General features: G+C 73.7%; 16 protein-coding genes and 1 pseudogene. 6 read left to right on the top strand and 11 right to left on the bottom strand.

The features are described from left to right. Window positions 1-19: 19 nt before the first annotated feature. From FHU33_RS02875 to FHU33_RS02865, 3 genes are read right to left on the bottom strand one after another with little or no spacing between them, the layout of a single operon-like run. Entirely contained in the window at window positions 20-859 is an 840-nt protein-coding gene (locus FHU33_RS02875) for a beta-keto acid cleavage family enzyme (RefSeq protein ID WP_142023979.1), read from the bottom strand. Next, a complete protein-coding gene (gene ygfZ, locus FHU33_RS02870) occupies window positions 856-1,950 on the bottom strand; it encodes a CAF17-like 4Fe-4S cluster assembly/insertion protein YgfZ (protein ID WP_142023978.1) in 1,095 nt (364 codons plus the stop codon). Before ygfZ ends, FHU33_RS02875 begins: the two co-directional genes overlap by 4 nt. Next, window positions 1,947-2,420: a Fur family transcriptional regulator gene (locus FHU33_RS02865; protein WP_142023977.1), complete on the bottom strand. Its 474-nt coding sequence runs from the start codon at window positions 2,418-2,420 to the stop codon at window positions 1,947-1,949. Before FHU33_RS02865 ends, ygfZ begins: the two co-directional genes overlap by 4 nt. A gap of 104 nt (window positions 2,421-2,524) precedes the next feature. Here FHU33_RS02865 and nhaA point away from each other — a divergent pair, with 104 nt between their 5' ends. Both nhaA and FHU33_RS02855 read left to right on the top strand, forming a co-directional pair. Then, entirely contained in the window at window positions 2,525-4,021 is a 1,497-nt protein-coding gene (gene nhaA, locus FHU33_RS02860; RefSeq protein ID WP_211354986.1) for a Na+/H+ antiporter NhaA, read from the top strand. A 319-nt stretch (window positions 4,022-4,340) separates the two neighbouring features. Next, window positions 4,341-5,048 carry a hypothetical protein gene (locus FHU33_RS02855; protein ID WP_246063227.1) on the top strand — a complete coding sequence of 236 codons (708 nt, stop codon included), beginning with the start codon at window positions 4,341-4,343 and terminating at the stop codon, window positions 5,046-5,048. On the opposite strand, the gene FHU33_RS02850 is transcribed toward FHU33_RS02855, so the two are convergent. Then, on the bottom strand, window positions 5,032-5,796 hold the full coding sequence (locus tag FHU33_RS02850; RefSeq protein WP_142023973.1) for an LmeA family phospholipid-binding protein: 765 nt from the start codon (window positions 5,794-5,796) through the stop codon (window positions 5,032-5,034). The genes FHU33_RS02855 and FHU33_RS02850 overlap by 17 nt on opposite strands. Next, entirely contained in the window at window positions 5,793-8,117 is a 2,325-nt protein-coding gene (locus tag FHU33_RS02845) for an MMPL family transporter (protein WP_142023972.1), read from the bottom strand. Before FHU33_RS02845 ends, FHU33_RS02850 begins: the two co-directional genes overlap by 4 nt. A gap of 168 nt (window positions 8,118-8,285) precedes the next feature. Between FHU33_RS02845 and FHU33_RS02840 the strand changes: the two genes are divergently transcribed. Beyond that, a complete protein-coding gene (locus FHU33_RS02840; protein WP_142023971.1) occupies window positions 8,286-8,723 on the top strand; it encodes a hypothetical protein in 438 nt (145 codons plus the stop codon). Window positions 8,724-8,739: 16 nt separating this feature from the next. Here the strand turns inward: FHU33_RS02840 and FHU33_RS02835 are convergent, their stop codons facing one another. Next, window positions 8,740-10,368, bottom strand: a complete 1,629-nt coding sequence (locus FHU33_RS02835; protein ID WP_281281666.1) for a DUF885 domain-containing protein — start codon at window positions 10,366-10,368, stop codon at window positions 8,740-8,742. A gap of 107 nt (window positions 10,369-10,475) precedes the next feature. Beyond that, window positions 10,476-11,009, bottom strand: coding sequence for a heme-binding beta-barrel domain-containing protein (locus FHU33_RS02830; RefSeq protein WP_142023970.1), 534 nt, complete (start codon window positions 11,007-11,009; stop codon window positions 10,476-10,478). Window positions 11,010-11,385: 376 nt separating this feature from the next. On the opposite strand from FHU33_RS02830, the pseudogene FHU33_RS02825 reads away from it, so the two are divergent. Further along, window positions 11,386-12,375 (top strand): annotated as a pseudogene (locus FHU33_RS02825) (PP2C family protein-serine/threonine phosphatase); the annotation flags it as partial. 88 nt (window positions 12,376-12,463) lie between these two features. Then, window positions 12,464-12,628, top strand: coding sequence for a hypothetical protein (locus FHU33_RS25650; protein WP_246063226.1), 165 nt, complete (start codon window positions 12,464-12,466; stop codon window positions 12,626-12,628). An 8-nt stretch (window positions 12,629-12,636) separates the two neighbouring features. Here the strand turns inward: FHU33_RS25650 and FHU33_RS02820 are convergent, their stop codons facing one another. The 4 genes from FHU33_RS02820 to FHU33_RS02805 form a co-directional block, all read right to left on the bottom strand. Continuing rightward, complete coding sequence (locus FHU33_RS02820; RefSeq protein ID WP_142023969.1) at window positions 12,637-12,930, bottom strand: DUF1416 domain-containing protein; 294 nt, start codon at window positions 12,928-12,930, stop codon at window positions 12,637-12,639. A gap of 6 nt (window positions 12,931-12,936) precedes the next feature. Next, entirely contained in the window at window positions 12,937-13,764 is an 828-nt protein-coding gene (locus FHU33_RS02815) for a sulfurtransferase (protein WP_142023968.1), read from the bottom strand. Between the two features lie 306 nt (window positions 13,765-14,070). Beyond that, the gene (locus FHU33_RS02810) at window positions 14,071-14,766 is read right to left on the bottom strand and encodes an LmeA family phospholipid-binding protein (RefSeq protein WP_142023967.1); all 696 of its coding nucleotides are present in this window, start codon (window positions 14,764-14,766) and stop codon (window positions 14,071-14,073) included. Between the two features lie 10 nt (window positions 14,767-14,776). Further along, window positions 14,777-15,643 (bottom strand): hypothetical protein, encoded by an 867-nt coding sequence (locus FHU33_RS02805; RefSeq protein WP_142023966.1) that lies wholly within the window; start codon window positions 15,641-15,643, stop codon window positions 14,777-14,779. 175 nt (window positions 15,644-15,818) lie between these two features. Between FHU33_RS02805 and FHU33_RS02800 the strand changes: the two genes are divergently transcribed. Then, complete coding sequence (locus FHU33_RS02800; protein ID WP_281281605.1) at window positions 15,819-16,580, top strand: winged helix-turn-helix transcriptional regulator; 762 nt, start codon at window positions 15,819-15,821, stop codon at window positions 16,578-16,580. The last annotated feature ends 4 nt before the right edge of the window (window positions 16,581-16,584 follow it).

Genomic DNA, 16,584 nt, shown 5'->3' with positions numbered 1-16,584 from the left:
GGTGAACTCGCGAGCTCGTTCACGAGACAATCTCCATCGGCTTGATCCCCAACAGGCTTCGGGCGTCGTCTGTGGTCATCGGCGGGCGCTGGGCGATACGGGCCAGTCCCGCCGCCCGGGCCACCAGCTGGGTGTTGTCGCGGACCGGCTCGCCGGGAGCGTAGGTGAGCGTGTCCTCCATGCCCACCCGCAGGTGTCCCCCGGCCGACAGCGCGGCGAGCATCACCGGCAGCGACGTCCGGCCCACGCCGGTCGCGGCGAAGGTGGCTCCGGGCGGCAGGAGGGGCAGGCAGGCGGTGAGCGCCTGCGCCGTCCCCGGCATGCCACCGGGGACGCCCATCACCAGGTCCACGTGCACGTGTCCGCCGTGCGGCAGGCCGTGCCGGTCCAGCAGCCGTTCCAGGGTGGCGAGCTGACCGAGGTCGAACACCTCGTACTCGGGCACGATGCCGCGCTGCTGCATCTGCGTGTGCAGCTCGACGATCAGGTCCCACGGGTTGGCGAAGACGTCGCGGCCGAAGTTGACGGTGCCCAGCGTCAGCGACGCGGCATCCGGCTCCGCGTCCAGGACGGCGAGCCGCGCGTCGAACGGGTCGGTCACCGCGCCGCCGGTGGAGAGCTGCACGATCAGGTCGGTGCTGTCCCGCACCCCGGCGACGACCTCGCGCACCCGGCCGAGGTCGAGGGTCGGGCGGGTGTCGGTGTCGCGGACGTGCAGGTGGATGACGGAGGCGCCGACCGCCTGGCAGTCCCGGGCAGCCGCCACGACCTCCTCGACCGTCACCGGCAACGCCGGGACGTCGGCCTTCGCCGACTCGGCGCCCGTCGGGGCGACCGTGATGAGCGTGCTGTAGGTCACCGGCCGATCGTCGCAGACCGGACCGCGCGCACGCGGTCGCGGGCCGCCGCCAGGGTGTCGTCGGTCTCCTCCACGAGGTCGTCCGGGTCCACGGCGGCGACGGCGTCGCCGACCGCGAGCGCGGTGTCGGCTCCGACCGACCGTTTCACCAGCGCCAAGGCGACGACGCCGAGCTCGAAGTGGCGGACGACGCTGCCCACCCGGCCCACCTCGCGGGTGCCGGCGAGCACGGGGCTCCCCGCCTCGGCCAGCACCTCGCTGACGCCGTCCAGGTGCAGGAGGACCAGCCGCCGCGGCGGCCGGCCCAGGTTGTGCACGCGGGCCACCGTCTCCTGGCCGCGGTAGCAGCCCTTCTCCAGGTGGACGGCGGTGCGCAGCCACGGCAGCTCGTTGGGGATGGTGCGGTGGTCGGTGTCGACGCCGAACCGGGGGAGGCGGGCCTCGACCCGCAGCGCCTCGTAGGCCTGGACGCCGGCCAAGGGCGCCGCCAACCGGTCCACCGTGGCGTCGATCTCCCCCCGGCGGACGACGAGGTCGAACACCGTCGCGCCGCCGTCGCCGATCGGGGGCATGCGGCGCACGAAGCCCGCGTCGAGGGCGCGCACCTCGTACTCGCGGTCCGGCACCGGCAGCTGCGCCACCGCGAGGACCTCGGCGGCCTCCGGCCCCACGAGGCTCAGCACGGCCCAGTCGGCCGTGACCATCGCCGGCTCCACACGGAGCATGAACCGCATCTTCTGCAGGAAGGCCAGCAGCGCCTCCCCGGTGCCGGGCTCGACGTCGGCCCAGGTCGTCCCACCCAGCTCGGCGATCGCCAGGTGGTGCTCGACGTGGCCGTTCGGCGAGAGCACGAGCGCCTCGCTGCCGGAGCCGTCGGCCAGCCGGTCGAGGTGCTGACTGGTGATGCTGTGCAGCCAGCTGAGCCGGTCGGCACCGGGCACGGTCAGGACGTCGCGGTCGCCGCGGTCGACCAGTCCGGCTCCCTCGGCCAGCAGCCGCTGTTCGCGCAGCGGGTCGCCGTAGTGGGCAGCGACGGAACCGCCCTCCACCATGACCGCGCCTGGACGCGAGAGGAGGGGTGAGGCTGTCATGAGGGCTCCGATCCGGTTCGTCCACGGCACGCACGGCACGTCCCGGACAGGGCGACGTGCCCCACGTCCACGGTGAAACCCAGCTCGGCCGCCAGACGTTCCGCGGCACTGTCGAGCAGGTCCGGTGCGGCCGAGGCGATCTCGCCGCACGACTGGCACACCACGTGCAGATGGGGGTGCTCCGCGGCGTGGTAGACCGGCGCCCCCTTGCCCAGATGCGTGTGCCACACCAGTCCCAGCCGCTCGAGCAGCTCCAGGTTCCGGTAGACCGTGGAGGTGTCCGGCGCAGCGCCCCCGGGCCCGGCCTCCTCGCGCAGCCGGGCGCCGATCGCCTCCGGCGTCGCGTGCTCCAGGGCGCTCACCGCCGCCAGGACGCGCTGCCGCTGCGCGGTCAGCCGGAGCCCGCGGGCGCGCAGCCGCTCGGCGAGGGGCGCCTCGACCGGAGTCCCGCCGTCGTGCCCGTGTCCCACTCGCTGAGCCTATGCCGCCCGCGCCCGGTAGCCTGGGCCCCGGTGCGCCGGGAAGTCTGGTCGGCAACGTCCGACCCGACCCCACTCTGCCTGGAGCCGCCCCCGTGACGACACCCGCCCGCCTCTTCGGCCGAGGTTCCTGGACCGAGGCCCAGCGCATCGCCGCGGTCCTGCGCCGCGAGACCGTGGGCGGCATCCTGCTGATGATCGGTGCGGGCATCGCGCTGATCTGGGCCAACAGCCCGTGGGCGGGGGCCTACGAGTCGCTCCGCGACACCGAGGTGGGCCCCGAGTCCCTCCACCTGAATCTCACCCTCGGCACCTGGGCGGCCGACGGCCTGCTGGCGATCTTCTTCTTCGTCGTCGGGCTCGAGCTCAAGCGCGAGTTCGTCGCCGGGGACCTGCGCGACCCGCGCCGCGCCGCGCTGCCCGTGGCCGCCGCGGTCGGGGGGATGGCGGTGCCGGCGCTCTTCTACGTCCTGATCAACCTTGGGGCCGGCGACGGGGCGTTGCGCGGCTGGGCCATCCCGACGGCGACCGACATCGCGTTCGCGCTGGCCGTCCTGGCGGTGATCAGCACCCACCTCCCGGCCGGCCTGCGCACCTTCCTGCTCACGCTGGCCGTCGTCGATGACCTGCTGGCCATCACGATCATCGCGTTCTTCTACACCGCCGCCCTCTCGGTGGTCCCGCTTCTGCTCGCGTTCATCCCGCTGGCGATCTTCGGGCTCCTGGTGCAGAAGCGGATCCGCTCCTGGTGGCTGCTGCTGCCGCTGGCACTGGTGACGTGGGTGCTCATGCACGAGTCGGGCGTGCACGCCACGGTGGCCGGCGTGCTGCTCGCGTTCACCGTCCCGGTGCTCCGCAGCGAGGCCGCCGGGGGCCCGGCCGCCGGGCCCGGGCTGGCCGAACACCTCGAGCACCGGATCCGGCCGATCTCGGCCGGCATCGCCGTCCCGATCTTCGCCTTCTTCTCCGCCGGGGTCACCGTGGGCGGGCTGTCCGGCCTGGGCGCAGCGCTCTCCGACAGCGTGGCGCTCGGGATCATGGTCGGCCTGGTGGCGGGCAAGACGGTGGGCATCACCGGCGCCACGTGGCTGATGGCTCGATTCACGCGCGCCGAGCTCGACGAGGACCTCGGCTGGCCGGACGTCATCGGGCTGGCGTTGCTCGGCGGCATCGGCTTCACCGTGTCCCTGCTGGTCGGCGAGCTCGCCTTCGGGGAAGGCTCCGAGCGCGACGACGTCGTCAAGGTCGGTGTCCTGGTCGGGACGCTGACCGCGGCGTTGCTGGCTGCGGTCGTGCTGCGGCTCCGCAACCGCCGGTACAAGCGCATCTACGCCGACGAGCAGGTCGACCTCGACCAGGACGGGATCCCCGACGTCTACGAACGCGAGACCGTCGACGACCGCGCCGAGCACGATCCGGACTGGCAGGGCGCGCCACCTCCGGGCCGGACCGTCGGAGACGTCCCGCTGGGGGACGAGAGCGACGCCCACCCTCCGGCCTACGAGACGGTGGACGACCAGGCGGACCACGACCCGGACTGGAAAGGCGCCCGCCCACCGGGACGGACGGTCGGGCCGTCCGCTGACGGCTGAAAATCCTCGTTGCCGACCCTCCCGGATCGACGTACTTTCGTCGTACACGAGAGAGGAGGTGGTCCGTAACTTTGCATAGCTACAGGACTCGTGAGGTGGCTGTCCGCTAGCCGCCGTCCAGATGGGCCGCCCGTTCAGACGACAGTCTGAGCGACGGCAGATCGCCCGTCCGTCGTACGGCGGCGAGCGAGAACCGGACAGTCACCCGATCCCCGGGCCGCCGACATTTGTCCAGTCGGCCCGCGTGCAGCTTCCTCTCCGGAGGACCGCGCCGCGGAGCAGCCCGGGGATTGTCCGTTCCCTGGGTAGGTTCTCCAGCGTGGATCTCGGCGGACTTCCGATCGAGACCGACGTCTCCCTCGGCGTGTGGTTCTCCTCCGCCCGCCGCCGCGGGGAGTCCGGCACCGTGGCGGCGCTCGTCCCTGCGGTGTTCGAGGACTACGCCCGGGTTTTCCACCCGGCCGTCCGCTACGACGGCGACGACGACCTCGAGGTCCCGTGGACCGAGGCGGCCGGGCACAACGGCACCGTCGCCCACCCGCTGATGCAGTGGGACGCGATCACCCGCGGGCCCGTGGACAGCCAGCCGCCGGTCTGGGACGACGGCCCCAGCGAGGGACACCTCCCCGTCGCACTCGCCGATCGCCTGGTCCACGTGCTGGTCCGGCACACCACGACCCCCGCGACCTGCTTCTTCGGCAGATGGGACGGCTTCGGCTACGACCTCCCCTCGCCCGACGTGCCGCCCCGGCTCCTGCTCCGCGGCGGGCGGGACGTCGTCCTCGTCCGGGGCGCGGCGCACGACGCCGTCCGGAACCTGGCACCCGAGCCGCACGAGCAGAGCGCCAACCTCTGGTGGCCGGCCGACCGCGCCTGGTGCGTCGTCACCGACGTCGACCTGCGCAGCAGCTACGTCGGTGGCAGCGCCGCCTGCGTCGCCGACCTGCTCGCCACTCCCGGCATCGAGGCCGCCCCGGCCCGGCCTCACGACCCGATCGCCGGAGGACCGGTCAGCGGTCGACGATGATCCAGCTCCCGGCCACGTCCACGACGACGCCGGATTCGACCAGCTCGATGTCGGTGATCTCCTGCGCGAACGGCAGCGGATCCAGCGGCACCCGGAAGGTGAACCGCTGACCGAGCAGCAGCTCGCTGACCCGGTCCAGCCCGTCGACACCGCCGATCCGCGTCGGCTCCACCACCAGCGCGCCGTCGTCGGCGCCGATCGCGGCGTCGGCCGACGCGTCCAGCGTCGCCCCCAGGACGTCCACCGAGCCGGTCACCCGCAGCTCCCCCGACGCGGCGTCCTCGACCGTCAGCGGGCGCCCGGTCATCTCCAGGTACCGGTTGAGGTCCTCGTAGGTCAGCAGCGCCTCGGCCTCGGTCTCGGCGATGACGAGCTGGTCGGTGTTGCGGTACAGGAGGTCGTGGAAGGACAGGTAGACGTCGCGCAGCTCGGCCTCCACGGTCTCGATCCGCAGCGGCCCGGAGCTGACGCCGTGCATCACGATGTCCACCTCCGCGTACCGTCCGCGCAGCACCTGCGGGAGGAAGAAGGGGCCGCGCACCTTCACCGAGGGCCGGTCGAAGGTGCCGGTCTGCTCCTGCAGCGTCCGCGCCACCAGCGTCTCGGCGGCACGCCGTGCCAGCCAGTCCGCCCCCCACAGCAGCAGCAGGACGCCGAGCACCACCCCGGCCACCGACGCGACCGTGGCCGCGCGGGGCCGGCGCCGGCGCGACGTCGTCCCGGCGTCCGCTGCCTGTCCGTCGCTCATCGCCCTCCGCCCACCGCGGTCGTCTCCCGCTCCCCGGCCACCGACGCGTCCGGCTGCCACTCGTCCAGGAGGGCGGCCTGCTCGTCGGCGTCGAGCGGGTCGCCCGACGTACGGATGCGCCGGTTCGGCCAGCTGCCGGCCCGGCCCAGCAACGACAGGACCGCAGGGGTCAGCACGGGCCGGATGAGGAAGGTGTCGATCAGCAGCCCCGCCGCCATGATGAAGGCGACCTGGCGGAAGCTGTCGAGCGGAATCAGCGCCACCATCGCGAACGTACCCGCGAGGATCACCCCCGCAGCGCTGATCGCCCGGGCGGTGGCCGGCATGGCCACCGCGATCGCCGCACGCAGCGGCCGGCGCCCTGCCTCCTCCCAGATCGAACCCACCGCGAAGACGTTGTAGTCGGAGCCCAGCGCGATCAGCAGCACGGCGGTCGTGAAGGGCACGTAGAAGGTCAGCCCGGGGTCGTCGAGCAGGCCCTGGAAGACCAGGACGGTCAGCCCGAGCGCGGCCGCGACCCCCAGGGCGCTCATCGCGAGCAGCAGGATCGGGGCGACCAGCGCCCTCAGGTACAGCGCCAGGATCACGAACTCGACGGCCAGCGCCGCGAGCAGCGTCCGCCAGAGATTCTCCTGGGTGATGACGGCGAGCTCCGAGGCGACTGCCGTCTGGCCGGCGACACCCGCCGTCGCACCGGCCACCCCCGCCTCGGCCAGCAGCACGTCCAGGCGGTCCTGGATCCGCTGGAGATCGCCGATGGCCGTGGCGCCGAGCGGATCGCTGTCGAGGATGACCACGAACCGCGCCGCGTCGCCGTCACGGGAGAAGACGATCCCGTACTCGTCGGAGAGCGGGTTCTGGGTGGGGCCCAACACCTCGGCGACCCCCGGCTGGTCGGCCAGCGACTCCTGGAAGCGCTCCAGGGCCGCCCGCTGCTGGGCGACGCCGGCCCCCTCCACCAGGATCTCCGTCGGCGCCACCACCCCCCGGACGCCGGACTCCTCGAGGACCGCCGACCCGCGCTGCACCGGGTCCCCGTCGGGCAGACCGGAGGCGAAGGACAGGTCCAGCCGCAGGTCCGACAGGGGCAGCGCCGCGGGCACCAGTACGGCCACGCCGAGGAGGACGGCGACCAGCGCCCCACGGCTGGTCGAGGCCGTGCGCGCGATCCACCGCGCACCCCGGCCGGCCCGGCGGTCGATCGTCGCGCCGCTCTCGTGGATCGCTGACGGAAAGAACAGCCGGGGCCCCAGGACGGCGAGCACCGCCGGTACGAACGTCAGCGAGACGACGACCCCCACGACGACGGTGAGCGCCAACGCCGGCCCGAAGGCGCGGAACAGGTCGAACTCGGCCACCAGCAGGGCGGCGGTCCCGGCGGCCACCGTGAGGCCGGCCACCGCCACGATGGGCCCCTCCCGCAGCACCGTCCGCCGAGCCGCGTCGTGCGGACCGAGGCCGCGGTCGAGCTGCCGGCGCATACCGGAGAAGAAGAGGACGCAGTAGTCGGTGACCACGCCGATCAGCAGCGCCGCCGTCAACGGCTGGAGCTGGTCGGGCAGGGCGAACCCGAGCATGGCCGCGGCGGTGCTCAGCACGCGCACCGCGACGAGGTAGCCGATGCCCGCGGCGAGCAGCACGACCAGCGGTGCGACCACCGACCGGAACGTCAGCCCGACCACCACCGCGATGAGCACCAGGGTGACCACCTCGAACACGTGCAGCCACGACTCCAGGTGGTACGCCTGCTGGATCCGCGCCGGGGTGATCCCGACGACGTGGGACTCCACCGACGCCTGGTTGCGGAAGTGGGCGGCGTACTGGCGGGCGAGTGCCGTGCTGTCGGACAGCGACGTGCCCCCGGTGACGTACAGGTACGTCACGGCGGTGTCGGGCGTCGACGTGGGCACCGGGACGGCGGCGACGATCTGACCGTCGGCCGTGGGTGGATTCCCCTCGAGGGAGGCCTGGGTGTGCTGGAGCGCCCACAGCGCGACGTCGGCCCGCGTGAGGGGGCTGAGCCCGCCGGCATCGTGCACCACCACGGCGGTCTCCGACAGCACCGGGACGGCGAACTGCTCGATGGACCGCTGCTGCACCGCCACGGCCTCGCTGTCGGCCGGCAGGAGGCTGCCGATGTCGTTGCCGCCCCCGCCGCCCGACGGCGCCGGCAGCACCACGACCGCGACGGCAACCACCAGCCAGGTCACGAGCACGAACCAGCGCCCGGTCACCACGGCGGACCGGAAGCCCCGGCCGAACGCCCCCAGCACGGCGCCGGGCACCCGCAGGGCGTCCCGTACGGGCGCCGGTGCGGTCACCACGGCCTCCCAACCCGGGGCGGGGCACCCGACTAGCTGTGCTACGGAAGGGTAGGGCCCCCAGCGGGGAGCCGCAGGCGGAGGGACGACCGGATGTCCGGGAAGGCAACGGCGAGTGTGCCGGAGGAAACCGCGCAGGGCAGTGCCCCGGGCGGACGCTCGGGCGGCATGCGCTCCTGGTGGCTGGCCGGCATCACGTTCGTCGTGGGCCTGTTCCTGGGGGCGATCGCGCTCGGACTGCTGCACGAGAGCCCGCCGCCCGACCTCCTGGCCGGCGACCCCCCGGCCGCCGCGCCCGCCGACGACGTGCCGTCCGAGGCGCCGGGCGCGAACGCGGAGATCACCGTGAACGAGGCGTGCCTGCGCGTCGTGAACGAGACCCGCGACGTGATCGACGCCATCCGCGGCCTCGGGGAATCCGCCGCCGACCTCGACATCGCCGGGGTGAACCAGGCGATCCGGGCGCTCCAGCCGCTGGAGGACCGCGTGCGCGAGGACCTCGCCGACTGCGAGGCCGACACGACGCTCCCGGGCGACCTCGAGCCCCTGCCGTCGACCGAACCCTCGACGGCGCCCGCCCCGACGTCGTCCGACGCCGGGGACTGAGCGGGGCCGCCAGGAACTACAGCCGGGACAGCTCCGCGGCGAGGTCGTCGAGGCCCAGCGAACCCTGTGACAGCGCGGCCATGTGCCATGCCTTGAGGTCGAACTCGTCGCCACGGGTGCGCTGCGCCGCGGCGCGGCCCTCCAGCCAGGCCCGCTCACCCAGCTTGTAGCTGATCGCCTGGCCCGGGATCCCGAGGTAACGGACCAGTTCGCTGTCGAGGAAGGCCGGGGCCGCACCCGAGTTCTCCCCGAGGAACGCCCGCGCCAGCTCCGGCGTCCACGGCCGGCCGCGGTGGTCGGCGAGGGAGCCCTCGGCGTCGTCGGGGACCGGCAGCCCCAGGTGCATGCCGATGTCGATGACCACCCGCACCGCGCGCAGCTGCTGGGCGTCGAGGAAGCCCAGCCGCGCCGCGGGGTCGGTCAGGTAGCCCAGCTCGTCCATCAGCCGCTCGGCGTACAGCGCCCAGCCCTCGACGTTGGCGCCGACCGAGCCCAGCGACGTCTGGTACGTCGAGAGCTCGCCGGACACGTAGGCCCACTGGGCCAGCTGCAGGTGGTGACCCGGAACGCCCTCGTGGTACCAGATCGAGATCAGGTCCCACAGCGGGAATCGCTCGCGGCCCAGCGTGGGCAGCCAGGTGCGCCCGGGACGCGAGAAGTCCTGCGCGGGGCGGGTGTAGTACGGAGCAGCCGCGCTGCCCGGTGGGGCGATCATCGCCTCGACCTTCCGCACGGGCGCGGCGAGGTCGAAGTGCGTGCCGTCCAGTGCCTCGATCGCCTCGTCCATCATCGCCTGCAGCCGCCGGCGGATCGCCTCCACGCCGTCGACGGCGGGACCGTGCACGTCCAGCCAGCGCATCGCCTCCATCGGTGTCCCACCCGGGACGACCTTCTCGGCCTCGATGCGCTGCTCGGCCAGGATCCGGCGGTGCTCGGCCCAGCCCCACGCGTAGGCGTCCTCGAGCCCGGCCCCGGCACCGAGGTCCGAGCCGGTCCACCGTCGCGCGGCGACGGCGTAGCGCTCACGGCCGACCGCGTCCGGCGTCCCTCCGGCGCGGGGTCCGTACTCGTCGCGTAGGTAGTCGCGGATCGCCGCCACCGCCCCGTCGGCGGCCGCGGCCGCCGCGTCCAGCTCGCGGCGCAGGGAGTCGGGCCCGGTCGCGGCGAAGGTCGTGAAGTACGGCCCGGTCAGCCACTCGTCCAGCTGTCCGACGACGGTGCGCACCTGGCGCGGCGCGACGAACAGCCCGCGCCGGGCGCCCTCCTCGAGCGAGGCGCGGAATCCCGCGTAGGCCTCGGGTACCCGGACCATCCGCCGGGCGAGGACCGCCCAGTCCTCCTCCGTCGCCGACGGCATCATCAGGAAGACCTGGCGGACCGAATGCACCGGACTGAACAGGTTGGACAGCGCCCGGTAGCCCTCGCCGGCCTCGTGCGCCGCCAGCTCCGCCCCCAGTCGCTCCCGCAGCAGGCGGGCGCAGCCCCGCTCGATCGGGTCCTCGGCCAGCACCGGATCGGCAGCCAGCACGCGCTCCAGCTCCGCCAGCGTCGTCCGCGCCAGCTCGGCCTCGGCCTCCAGGCCCGCCGGGCTGAAATCCGGCAGACGGTCGTTCCCGGGACGGTTGCCCAGGCTCGTCGCGACGATCGGGTCGAGGTCGCTGACCGCCTCGACGTAGGCGTCGGCGACGTGTCGTGGGGTGGTGGGTCGGGCAGGCGATGGGGTGGTGGGTCGGGCAGGCGATGGCGTGGTGTTCAGCGGAGGCGTTCCAATCGGGCGGACATCCAGGGGCGCGGCGGGCCGTCCGGTCCGGCGCGGTCGATGGCGTACATCAGCGCGCCCTCCACGATCCCGTAGAGCCGGACGGCGCGGCTCACCTCCGCGGCGTCCGGGGTGCGGGCCAGGACGTCGGTGGTCAGCTCCCAACTCGTCGTCGTCCGTGCCTGCCCCACGTAGAGCTCGACCAGCCCGTCCGGGTTCGTGACGAGCAGTTCGACGTCGTCCCGGCCGCGGGGCCGCCAGAAACCGGACTCGCGGACGCCGGGGCCCACGATCGCGCCGTCGTCGGTGAGCTGCCAGGAACGCGACTCGTACGCGAGGAAGCCGCGTCCGTCGTGGCTGAACCGGATCCACTGGCCGAACCGGTGGTCACCCGCCGCGCCGGCCGCCTGCCCCTCGCCGTGCCACTCGCCCAGCAGCGGCAGCACCGAGAGCAGCTCGTCGGAGACCTCGGGGCCGGTGCGGACGTCGGCGGTGTCGGGGACCGGCAGCTCGGTGGGGCCGGTCATCGCCGGGCTCCCTTCGGCCGGCGCGCGAGCCGGTAGGCCCCGGCGGCGCAGGCGACCGCGCCCAGCGACGCCAGGGTGGCGAGAACCCAGGCAGAGACCATGGGCTCCACGGTAATGACGTCGCGGCCGGCCGCCTCAGGTGGTCACCGGTGGCGGCGGCGTCCTGGCCCTCGCCGTCGTCCTGGCCGCCGGCGGGCACCGCCGCCGCGGGCGCCGGCCGGACCGCACGTCCGGCTCCACGGCCCGGGCAGGAGCACAGCAGCGGTTCCGACGGCGGGACGGTGGTCGCGATCGTGCAGAGCCGGCGAACCTATGATCGACACGGTTCGGGACCACCGCGCCGATCGGGACCGGTCCCCCGGTTGAGGAGGCTCGCGTGCGGACGGCCGAGGAGGAGCTCGCACGCGCTCTCGCCCGTTACGAGTGGGTCCTGGCCAACGTCGCCGACGGGATCTACGGCCTGGACGTCCACGGGCGCGTGGAGTTCGTGAACCCCTCCGCCGTCCGCATCACCGGCTACCCGCCGGACGAGCAGCGCGGACAGGACCAGCACGCCCTCCTCCACCACCACCGGGCCGACGGCACGCCCTATCCCCGGGCGGAGTGCCCCGTCTGGCAGGCCTTCCGGGTCGGCCGGACCGTGGTCGCCGACGACGAGGTGTTCTGGCGCAAGAACGGGACCGCGGTGCCGGTCGAGCTGATCGCCGTCCCGACCGTCGAGAACGGCGAGGTGACCGGCGTCGTCGTCTCCTTCCGCGACCTCACGGAGCGGCGGGCGGCCGAGCAGCAGGCGGCCGAGCTCGACCGGCTGGCCCGCGAGGCCGCCGCCTCGCGCGCGCTGTCGGACCGGCTGCAGCAGGCGCTGCTCACCCCGCCGCCGGAGCCCGACCACCTGCACGTCGCCGTCCGCTACCAGCCGGCCGGCCACGAGGCCCAGGTCGGCGGCGACTGGTACGACGCCTTCCTCCAGCCGGACGGCGCGACGATGCTCGCCATCGGTGACGTCGTCGGCCATGGCAGCGACGCCGCGGCCGCGATGGGCCAGCTGCGCGGCCTGCTGCGGGCCCTCGCCTACGACAACGAGGAGCCGCCGGCGACCACGCTCGGTCGCTTCGACCGGGCCGCCCAGGGTCTGGCCGTCTCGACCCTGGCCACCGCGATCCTCGCCCGGGTGGAGCGCCACCCGGACGTCCCCGTGACGGGCCCCCGGGTGGTCCGCTGGAGCAACGCCGGGCACGTCCCCCCGCTGCTGCTGGCCCCGGACGGCACCTCGCGGGTGCTGGAGACCCCGCCGGACCTGATGCTGGGCGTCGATCCGGCCACCGCGCGCCGGGGCCACACCGTCGAGCTCGACGACGGGCACACCCTGCTGCTGGTCACCGACGGCCTGGTCGAGCGCCGGGGCGGCGATCTGGACGAGGGCATGGGCCCGGCTGCAGGAGGCGCTGCGCGACGTGGGCCGCGAGCCGCTCGACCAGCTCCTGGACACGGTGCTGACCCGGCTGGTGCCACGGGCGGGCGAGGACGACGTCGCCGTCGTCGCCGTGCGCGCCTATCCCGAGGACGGCCCGCGCCCGGCGGAGGCGGGACCGAACCGCCTGCCGCCGGGCGCGGACTGAGCCGTCCGCTATCCGACGACGATCGTCGTCTCGTTCAGGCCGACCTCGGCGGAGATGACCCGCTCGCCCTTGCCCACGGGGGCCAGGGACCGGACCTTCCACTCCCCCGGGGCGGCGAAGAACCGGAACTCACCCTCGGGGCTGGTCACCACCTCGGCGGTGAACTCGTCGGTGGCGTCCAGGAGCCGGACGTAGGCACCGGCCACCGGAGCGCCGTCGTGCCAGACCTGACCCTGGATCACCGTCTGGGTGCTGAGATCGATGCCCGCGAGGGCACCGCCCTGCTGCGGAGCGCCGCACATGTCAGCTCACTTCTCGATCGGGACGCCGACGAGCGAGCCGTACTCGACCCAGCTGCCGTCGTAGTTCTTGACGTCGGACTTGCCGAGCAGCTCGCGCAGCACGAACCACGTGTGGCTCGAGCGCTCGCCGATCCGGCAGTAGGCGATGGTCGCCTTGCTCTCGTCGTAGCCCTGCTCGGCGTAGAGCTTCGCCAGCTCCTCGTCGCTCTTGAACGTGCCGTCCTCGTTGGCCGCCTTGCTCCACGGGATGTTCTTCGCGGTCGGGACGTGTCCGCCCTTCTGCGCCATCTCCTGCGGCAGGTGGGCCGGGGCCAGGATCTTGCCGGAGAACTCGTCGGGCGAGCGCACGTCGATGAGGTTCTTCGAGCCGATCGAGGCCACGACCTCGTCGCGGAAGGCGCGGATCGACAGGTCGGGCTCGCTGGCCTTGTACTGGGTGGCCGGGCGCTGCACGGCGTCCTTGGACAGCGGGCGGCCGTCGAGCTCCCACTTCTTGCGGCCGCCGTCGACCAGCTTGACCTGGTCGTGGCCGTAGAGCTTGAAGTACCAGTACGCGTAGGCGGCGAACCAGTTGTTGTTGCCGCCGTAGAGCACCACGGTGTCGTCGTTGCTGATGCCCTTCTCCGACAGGAGGGCCTCGAAGGCCTCCTTGTTCACGAAGTCGCGGCGCAGCGGGTCCTGCAGGTCCTTCTTCCAGTCCAGCTTGACGGCACCCTCGAGGTGTCCGCCGTCGTAGGCGCTGGTGTCCTCGTCGACCTCGACGAAGACGAGGCCGGGCGCGCCCAGGTTCTCCTGGGCCCAGTCGGCGGTGACGAGCACGTCGGCACGACTCATGGTGGTTCCTCCGTAGATCGGTGGTGGATCAGGTGCAGCTCACCGCCGCACGTGGGTGCGGCAGGACGGTGCGGTCATTGCTGGGAAGACCTTCGGACGGCGGACAGGGCGCGTCTGGACGGTCGGAACCGACCTCAGGGGGTCGGACAGAGGCAGCTGCCGACGCGGCACAGGTCGACTGTGCGTCGCGAGGTCAGCAGGGTGCCCACGCCGCGAGAGTAGCCGATCACGTCCGCACCCGGCCGAGCCGGTCGACGACGGCGCCCATCCCACTCATCCCCCGCAGGAACCGGGCGTGCCGAGCGGCTATTCCACGGCCGCGAGCACGGTGTCGGTCGACTCGATCCGGATGTCGACGCCGCCCTCGGCAGGACGCACGCTGGTGAGCTGCAACCCGAAGGGCAGCGCAGGCACCTCGTAGCGCAGGTCCAGGAGGTCGACGGCGCGGTCCAGGAGGAAGCCGGGGACCTCGTCCCCCGCCGCGGACGCACGGTCGACGTCCACGACGAGGTCCCCGCCGTCGAGGCGGACCTGGCCCACCGCGGTGAGCGGCAACTCCCGGCCCATGAGCTCCACGGTCCGCGTGACGCGCAGGTCGTCGCCCTCGCGGGTCAGCTCGGTGCCCGGGCCCAGCTGCTCGGACAGCAGTGCGTAGGAGAGCGTCGCCGTCCCCTCGATCCGGTCGACGGGGATCTCCTCCACCGCCCCGGAGACCACGCCGGACAGTGGCACGTGGACCCCGCGCAGCACGACGTCGGCACGGGTGCCCTCCGGCTGCCCGAGCTGCTCGGCGGTCAGGGAGATCCGCACGTCGTCGTAGCGGCCGCCGATCACCTGCGTGAGGAACGGGAAACCGCGCGCGTCCACCACGGGCGCCCCGGCGAGGTCGGCCTGCTCGACCAGCTGCTCGGCGGCGTACCCCTCGGCCCAGCGTTCGAGCACCCGGTCGGCCACGTACGCCAGACCGAGCAGCAGGACGGTGACGACCAGCAGCGCCTTCACGCGGGAGTGCTCACAGCACCGCCTGGAGGGCCAGTGCCACCGGGGCGCTCGCCGCGAAGGGGAGCACGGCCTGGACCACCGACAGCGCCCACGGGGACGGCGACGGGTCGGCGCCGGAGGCGGGCAGCGCGGTGCGGTCGTCCTCGCCGCTAGCGGTCACCTCGACCACCACGTAGCTGGCCACCAGCGCCATCATCGCCGTGACGCCGGCGAGGGCCGCGCCGAGGACCAGCGCCGGCACCGCGCCGGCGCTGCCGCCGACGTCCCGTCCGAGGAAGGCCACGAGGGCCCCGGCCGCCACCGAGAGCGAGAGGCCGAGAAGTCCGCGGGGGACGCCGGTGGCCAGGGAGGGCCGGGGCAGGACGAGGTCGACCAGGTGCCCCACGAGCAGCGCGACCCCGACGGCCAGCAGCGCCACGAGCGCCCGGTCGTGGCCCTCGGGCGTGCGGCCCAGCAGCAGCAGCGCGGCGAGCGCGCCGACTGAGGCGAGGAGCAACGCCGAGCCGGAGAGGGACGCGACGAGGTCCTGCCGGGGCGTGCGGACCATCTGCTGCAGGACGGCGGCGAGGAAGCCCAGCCCCAGCACCACCAGGAGGTCGCCCAGCGCCGGCCGCTCGGGCAGGACGAGGACGAGGTCGGCGGCGACCGCGGCCGCGGCGCCCACCGTCAGCGAGCCGGCGAATCCCTGGATGCCGGTCACCACGACCCAGGTGAGGACCAGGCCGAGCTGCAGGACCAGCACCGCAGCCAGCCGGCCCCGGTCGCCGAGCACCTCCGGTAACCCGACCAGCAGAAGGACCGCGAGCACGGTGAGGGCGGCCGGCTGGAGGTGGTGGACCCGCCCGGGGAGGGCGGTCGGGGGCGCCGGCGACGTCACGGGTCGATCGTGGCAGACGCCTGGCGTCCAGCGCGGTTCCGTCGCCGGTTCGGACGGCGGTTCGGACGGCGGCTGCGCCGGAGCACCCGCGGACGCGCCCTCGCCGTCGTGCCGTCCGTTATCCTGCCGTCTCACCTCGACAGCGCCGTCGATGACTCCCCTCGAAGGAGACTTGATGCGACTCGTGCTCATGACGGCGGCCCGGCAGGCGACGACCGAGGTGCTGCCCGCACTGGGGTTGCTCGGCCACCAGGTGCGTGTGGTCGCCCCCGAGCTGTCCAGCCTGCTCGACGGCGACTCGATGGCCAGTTCCGGGGACGTGCTCCTCGTCGACGCCCGCCACGACCTCATCCAGGCCCGCACCCTCTGCGGCCTGCTCTCCTCCACCGGTGTCGCCGGCGCGCTGATCGCCGTCCTCTCCGAGGGTGGGCTCGTGGCGCTGTCGGCCGACTGGGGGGTCGACGACGTCCTGCTCGACACCGCAGGCCCCGCGGAGGTCGACGCCCGGCTGAAGTGGGCCACCGCCCGGCGGCTGGCCGCGGCCACGCCCGCCGACGGCGGCGGCGACGGCGGCGTGACCAGGGCCGGCGAGCTGGTCATCGACGAGCACAGCTACTCGGCCAAGCTCCGCGGTCGCGCGCTCGACCTCACCTACAAGGAGTTCGAGCTGCTCAAGTACCTCGCGCAGCACCCGGGCCGGGTCTTCTCCCGGGCCCAGCTGCTGCAGGAGATCTGGGGCTACGACTACTTCGGCGGCACCCGCACCGTCGACGTCCACGTCCGCCGGCTGCGCGCCAAGCTGGGCACCGAGCACGAGGCCCTGATCGGCACCGTCCGCAACGTCGGCTACAAGCTCGACCGGCAGGTCGCCGACGCCGCCGCCAAGGCCGCCCGGGGGGCCACCTCCGGCGACAGGGCCGACGCCGAGCTGGTCTGATGCT

Source organism: Blastococcus colisei (assembly GCF_006717095.1).
Classification (GTDB): Bacteria; Actinomycetota; Actinomycetes; order Mycobacteriales; family Geodermatophilaceae; genus Blastococcus_B; species Blastococcus_B colisei.
The sequence above is the reverse complement of the archived record's forward strand: the minus strand, read 5'-3'. Positions and strand labels throughout refer to the sequence as shown.

Bases quoted from the DNA above. Each gene is read 5' to 3' on its own strand.
- ygfZ (WP_142023978.1), bottom strand. From the start codon at position 1,950: ATGACAGCCTCACCCCTCCTCTCGCGTCCAGGCGCGGTCATGGTGGAG.
- FHU33_RS02850 (WP_142023973.1), bottom strand. From the start codon at position 5,796: ATGAGCGACGGACAGGCAGCGGACGCCGGGACGACGTCGCGCCGGCGC.
- FHU33_RS02840 (WP_142023971.1), top strand. From the start codon at position 8,286: ATGCGCTCCTGGTGGCTGGCCGGCATCACGTTCGTCGTGGGCCTGTTC.
- FHU33_RS02830 (WP_142023970.1), bottom strand. From the start codon at position 11,009: ATGACCGGCCCCACCGAGCTGCCGGTCCCCGACACCGCCGACGTCCGC.
- FHU33_RS02820 (WP_142023969.1), bottom strand. From the start codon at position 12,930: ATGTGCGGCGCTCCGCAGCAGGGCGGTGCCCTCGCGGGCATCGATCTC.
- FHU33_RS02815 (WP_142023968.1), bottom strand. From the start codon at position 13,764: ATGAGTCGTGCCGACGTGCTCGTCACCGCCGACTGGGCCCAGGAGAAC.
- FHU33_RS02800 (WP_281281605.1), top strand. From the start codon at position 15,819: ATGCGACTCGTGCTCATGACGGCGGCCCGGCAGGCGACGACCGAGGTG.